We start from the raw sequence: 5,489 nt of genomic DNA, 5'->3' as shown, positions 1-5,489 counted from the left end.
GACACTCCAACAGACGGCGGAGTAATAACAAACGACATACCTCCAGGAACTTTTTCCATCAGCGAGGCAACGGACAATGTCAAAGCTTCAATCGTAAAAACGAGCGAAACTATCGGAACAATAAAAATAGGTTTCGTTTCGGCAAACAATTATGCTTACAGTTTGACTTACACAGTCGAAGATAGCGAAACGGATGAAACTAAAAAAATCACAGCGGAGGATTTCCAAGTTGCAGATAATGTATTGACTGCGAAAGATAGCGTAGCGGATAAAATGAAGCAGGTTGATAGTTCGACTACTCCTGCAGAAAAAACGATTACGATTAATTTCACTTTTACGGCAGACGATAAAACTTTGAACCCCAATACTCAAACTTTATCCATTGAAGTAAAATTGACGCATGCTCAAGAAGTTACTGCAGGGGAAACAGGAATTCAATTTCTAATAGATGGGTTAAAAGAAATGGGTGATATATTATTATATTCAGATGCTTCTGATGCTTCAAAAGAGGTCAATTTTTCTTATAATACCTATGATAAAAATGGAAATTATTATTTATATAAAAATAACGATTATGCTGATGTTTTTGAGTATGACGCTAAATCATTAGCAGATAAATTTATAACTAAATTTAAAAAATTAAGTAATAAGGGATATTTTACGGATGTTATATTTAATAATGATATTAAGGCTGTAGAAAATGACCAAAATTCAATTACTTTTAGTGTAAAATTAGTTATGACTGAAACCTATGAAATGGCTGATAATAATATTACTCTAAAATTTGAAAATAGTATGTCGGGAGCTACATGGGTTTTACCGACTGAATAACAAATATTAAAAGAATTTAGACTTGCGGATAATCTACATTCTTTCATATAATATAATTTTTACGAACCTCATGTAGAGATGCATGGGGTTGTTTTTCGTCAACGGCAGGCAGTCGCTGTTTTTTCTTTCGCTTGGATTACCCATCCCACAGAGTGTGCGTCCCTATGGGATGGAAAAATATTTAAAATAAAGAAATATTTTCTAAAATTTCATTATATCGTCCCAATATTTTTCAAAGTATTTATGCATTCCAAAACCAGGTGAATAATATTTATAAACTTTTTTAAAATCTTTGACGGCGTTTTTAAAAGAAGAATTGTCTATATAACATTTTTTAGCCATATAAAGTAGAGCTATAGAAGGAGAGCGCGACATTCCAAAATTGCAATGAATTAGCACGGGTTTTTCTTTTATTTTTCTGTCGATAAATTCGATTGACTTTTTTATTATAGGATAAGCGTAATCGTAAGATAGACTCGAAATATCAAGCAGATTCAAATATAAATCGTCAACATTTTCAAAAACTTTTTTATCGCCAATATTCCCATGAACTCCGCGAGCAAAACAACTTTGGCATGCATGAACTATAGCGCCTTCAAATTTTTCACAGTCGTTATCGTTTCCAACAAATAAATTTTTATAGACTTCTTTCATTATTCAATCTCCTATTTTAGAATATTCCAAATAAGAATATATATCTTTCGTTTCGACAATTTTTTCTCTATTAATTATTTTATAAGCGGGAGTTTCAATAAGAAGAGTTTTCAAATAAGGAATTTTTATAATATCCGTGTCTCTATCTCCTATCATAAAAGACTCGCTCAAATCGATATTATATTTTTTGGAGGCAAGCAAATGCATTCCCGCTTCGGGTTTTCGCATTGCCGAAGTTATATTATATTTTTTATTTTCGCTTTTTATATGATATGGGCAGTAATAAAAATCGTCTATTAAAGCTCCCAATTTTTTATATTCTTCGTAAATATATTTATGGACTTTTTGAACTTCTTCTTCGCTATAATAACCGTAAGAAACGCCCGCCTGATTTGTGGCGACTATCGTTATAAAACATTTTTCTTTCGCGTATTTTACAATGTCGATAAATTCTTTTTTTATTTTCACTCTATCGATACTTCCGACATATCCCAAATCTTCCATCAATATTCCGTCTCTGTCCAAAAATAAAGCCTTGTTGATTTTTTTGTTTTGATTTGGAATATATAAAGGAATTCCGAATAATAATTTTTTTTCAAACGCATTGTTAATAATTTCTTCGTCAATATTTATTTTTTTATTATTTTTATAAGCGAATTTATTTAAAATCGAATAACCCGATAAAGAATTTTCTATATCGTTTTTTACGATTCTATAATCGTTATCAATCGAATAAAATTTGTTGTTGTCGTTATCTTCAATGTTAAAATCCAATCCAACCAAAACGGAATCTTTTTCCAACTTTCCGCCGAAATCTAAAAAAAATTTATCGATATTCATAATTTATAATAGTATTTTAATTTGTTTTATAATAATTTTTATGCATTCGTTATAATATATGTAATTTTTAATTTGTCAATTATAATATTTTAAGCGTTCCAAAAACTTGTAAATAATTCTTGGATAATACAAATAATTAATTATTTTCTCAATTATTTTATTATTAATCGCTTGACAGAAAATTCGATTTAAAGTAAAATTCTTTATTATAAAATAAAAATTAAAACAAATATTGCGGGGCGAATTTTGTATACTAAAAGCGAAAACATTACAAAACATCTTATAAGTATAAGAAGTCAAGAAGACAGTTATAGAAGAGTTATAATTAACACGGATTATAAAACGAAAAAACATTATATAGATTTTTTTGTCGCCGATTATAAAGATAGCGATGGAAAAGAAATAATTGAATATTTATCGAAAAACGAACCTATAAATCTTATTCAAGATACGAGTTATCCTTACGACCAATTTGCAATAGCGGTATACGATATGAATTGGATAAAATTAGGATATGTTCCCAATATTATCTCATCGTTAATTTCTTATAAAATGGACGATAAAAATCATAAAGTTAATGCCGTTGTAAAAAAAGTAAAATTAGACGCTCATGACGAATGCAAAATAGAGATAAGAGTCTTTATTAATAAAAATAGGAAACTTAAAATAAATTAATGATAAACGCAATTTCTATAAAAAACAAATTGGACTATAAAAAATTAAAAGACAATTATATTAAAGAACCGTTCAAATTCGGAATTTATATTTTGACGGGAAAAGAAAGATTATTCAAAAAAACTTTTATAGCCTCTTTGCATTCTTCCGTTTTCAAAGACGAAGGCGAAAGCGAAATGAATTATAATGTGTTTTACGATAAAAATGACGCTATAGGTTATTCGCCTTTGGAAATTGCCGACACGCCGCCTTTAGGCTCTCAAATTAGAGTCATAGTAATTTATAAATATAATAATTTTCAAGACGATTTTATCGATTATTGTTCTAATCCTTCAAAATCTTCAATATTAATACTCGAAACCGAAAACTCTTTGGAAGAGGATTCTATTTATAAATATTTTTCAAAAAAACAAAATATAAATTATTTGCATTTTATAAATTTTCCTTTGCCAGACGAAAAAGATTTCAGAGGATTAATAAACGCTTATATAAATAAAAACGGGAAAAAAATCTCAAGCGAAGCGATTGAATATTTGATAAACAATATAAATTTAGATTATAATTCTTTGTATTCCGAACTCGATAAAATTTGCAATTATAACGATAAAGAATATTTGAATATTGAAGATATTATTGACTTTACTTATGTGTCTAAAAATAAAAATATATTCGATTTTTTGGACGCGGTTTTTGAAAGAAATAGAAATAAATGCTTCAGTTTGATGAATCGATTAGACCAAGACGCTTCGAGTTCTCTCGCTCTTATGATGAATAATTTTGTAGCGTTATATTACATGAAAATTTTTCCTCCTCAAAGCGCGTTAAACGATATAAGCAAAATAACGAAAATTCCCGCTTTTATTTTGACGAAAAAAAAGAACGCTTTAAAATTATTTTCGCTTTCCGAAATAATAAATATAATATCGCAAATATCTTATTTAAATACTTTAAGCGTTAGCGCTCCGAATAATATTTTTAAGGCTCGCTTTGAACTTATGTTGTTTACGATTACTAAATAATAGTTCGTTTTATTAAAAAATTTTTAACAAAAAATTTATTTTTTTATTATATTTTTAATATAAAATCGTTTTGACAAATAATATTTTATTTTATATAATTATAATATATTATAATTATAAACTCTGAATTTTTTAAGGAGAATATTATGTATTTAGTAAATCTTATGGAACAAAAAATTTCCAAATTGGCGGATTCTTATTTTAAAGAAAAAAATATACCTGCAAATACAAATATGCGTATGGATATAATAGCCTACACTTTGAATAGAGTGCAACCTCAATATGTGACGAGCGCAAGGGGAGTTTTGCATAGCTACGACAGAGGCGATACGGAAGAAAATATCGAAATAATAAATACGATAGAAAAAGCATGCGAAGTTATAAGAAGAAGAAAAGAAAATACTCCTTTAGAATCTATCCCCATTATAGAAGAAAACGGTTATTATTTAACTTATCCGAGCATAACGGGAAATATATGTTCGGCGAGCGGTTTTGAAAAAGTGGAAAACGCGTTGGTATATATGTATTATAAAGACAAACTCATAGAAGGATACGGAGCTAATTTTCCAAATCCAGCCGTAGTTTCAAAAAATGTTCCGGGAAAATTTATGTTCTGTTTTATGCCGAAAAAAGTGGATTCAAACGAAAGTATCGATTTGAATTTGGATATAGTCATAGAAGCGGAAAAATATAAACGGTATAAGGGCGTTTTAAATTTTACCGTTAGTCCTTCTTTCTATAACGCAAACGATATGCCGCTATTTTCTATAGAAGAAGTTGACGATATATTGCTAACGGAAAATTAATTGTTTTGTTTTGATTATTTATAAATAAAATGCGAGCTATAAAATTTATACTGTTTTCATGTCTGTTTATTTTATGCATAGTTTTTGCAAATTTGATTCATAAAAACAGAGAGGCTAATAGAGAATTGGATTTGTCGGAAAATCTTATATATTCCAATTTTATTTATATAAGCGCTGGCGATATAAAATCTTTAGCGTCAATTTCTTTTAATACTTCGTTTGATAATTTATCTAAAATTTTTGAAACGAATAAAGATTCGATTAGAAATAATATTTTAAGAAAAAATATAAAAGTGAAAGAAAGTGATGGAAAGATTATCGTATTCGTGGGAGACAATATAATAGAACAGATAACCGTTAGTATAAATAATAATGTCGAGGAAGCTTTAGAAAATATATTAAGTAATTTAAATGCTAATAATATTAATCTTAACTGCGAAATAATAGACAATAGTGACGGAAATATTTTAGTCGAAATATATTATTTTGAAAAAGACGATTATAAATTTGTAATCACAAAATCGAATAATAATCAAACTTTATCTATAGATTATATTAATTTAAGAATATTATAAAATTATTTTAAGGAGATAAAATTATGATAGTAGTAATGAAACCAAACGCAAAAGAGGAATATATAAACAATATTACCGAAAGATTAATT

7 protein-coding genes are annotated in these 5,489 nt (G+C 27.8%); 5 read left to right on the top strand and 2 right to left on the bottom strand.

Annotation, left to right across the window (positions count from 1 at the left end; genetic code table 11):
• Positions 1-831, top strand: an 831-nt coding sequence (locus EZH24_RS14035; RefSeq protein WP_161976107.1) for a hypothetical protein, incomplete at its 5' end; no start/stop codon positions are given.
• Between the two features lie 201 nt (positions 832-1,032).
• Here the strand turns inward: EZH24_RS14035 and EZH24_RS06595 are convergent.
• Together EZH24_RS06595 and EZH24_RS06590 are read right to left on the bottom strand one after the other, a co-directional pair.
• Positions 1,033-1,485: a dual specificity protein phosphatase family protein gene (locus EZH24_RS06595; RefSeq protein ID WP_137998338.1), complete on the bottom strand. Its 453-nt coding sequence runs from the start codon at positions 1,483-1,485 to the stop codon at positions 1,033-1,035.
• A 3-nt stretch (positions 1,486-1,488) separates the two neighbouring features.
• The gene (locus EZH24_RS06590; RefSeq protein WP_137998337.1) at positions 1,489-2,325 is read right to left on the bottom strand and encodes a D-glycero-alpha-D-manno-heptose-1,7-bisphosphate 7-phosphatase; all 837 of its coding nucleotides are present in this window, start codon (positions 2,323-2,325) and stop codon (positions 1,489-1,491) included.
• A 246-nt stretch (positions 2,326-2,571) separates the two neighbouring features.
• On the opposite strand from EZH24_RS06590, the gene EZH24_RS06585 reads away from it, so the two are divergent.
• The 4 genes from EZH24_RS06585 to EZH24_RS06570 all read left to right on the top strand — a co-directional run bounded on the left by EZH24_RS06585 (position 2,572) and on the right by EZH24_RS06570 (position 5,400).
• Positions 2,572-3,000: an HIRAN domain-containing protein gene (locus EZH24_RS06585; RefSeq protein ID WP_137998336.1), complete on the top strand. Its 429-nt coding sequence runs from the start codon at positions 2,572-2,574 to the stop codon at positions 2,998-3,000.
• A complete protein-coding gene (holA, locus tag EZH24_RS06580) occupies positions 3,000-4,019 on the top strand; it encodes a DNA polymerase III subunit delta (RefSeq protein WP_137998335.1) in 1,020 nt (339 codons plus the stop codon). Before EZH24_RS06585 ends, holA begins: the two co-directional genes overlap by 1 nt.
• Before the next feature lie 146 nt (positions 4,020-4,165).
• On the top strand, positions 4,166-4,825 hold the full coding sequence (locus tag EZH24_RS06575) for a late competence development ComFB family protein (RefSeq protein WP_137998334.1): 660 nt from the start codon (positions 4,166-4,168) through the stop codon (positions 4,823-4,825).
• Positions 4,826-4,917: 92 nt separating this feature from the next.
• Positions 4,918-5,400 (top strand): hypothetical protein, encoded by a 483-nt coding sequence (locus EZH24_RS06570; protein WP_161976106.1) that lies wholly within the window; start codon positions 4,918-4,920, stop codon positions 5,398-5,400.
• Positions 5,401-5,489 lie beyond the last annotated feature (89 nt).

The organism is Brachyspira catarrhinii (assembly GCF_005518285.1).
GTDB lineage: Bacteria > Spirochaetota > Brachyspiria > Brachyspirales > Brachyspiraceae > Brachyspira > Brachyspira catarrhinii.
Note: the sequence above shows the minus strand (reverse complement) of the source record. Positions and strands in the feature narration are given on the sequence as shown.

Bases quoted from the DNA above. Each gene is read 5' to 3' on its own strand.
- EZH24_RS06595 (WP_137998338.1), bottom strand. From the start codon at position 1,485: ATGAAAGAAGTCTATAAAAATTTATTTGTTGGAAACGATAACGACTGT.
- EZH24_RS06590 (WP_137998337.1), bottom strand. From the start codon at position 2,325: ATGAATATCGATAAATTTTTTTTAGATTTCGGCGGAAAGTTGGAAAAA.
- holA (WP_137998335.1), top strand. From the start codon at position 3,000: ATGATAAACGCAATTTCTATAAAAAACAAATTGGACTATAAAAAATTA.
- EZH24_RS06575 (WP_137998334.1), top strand. From the start codon at position 4,166: ATGTATTTAGTAAATCTTATGGAACAAAAAATTTCCAAATTGGCGGAT.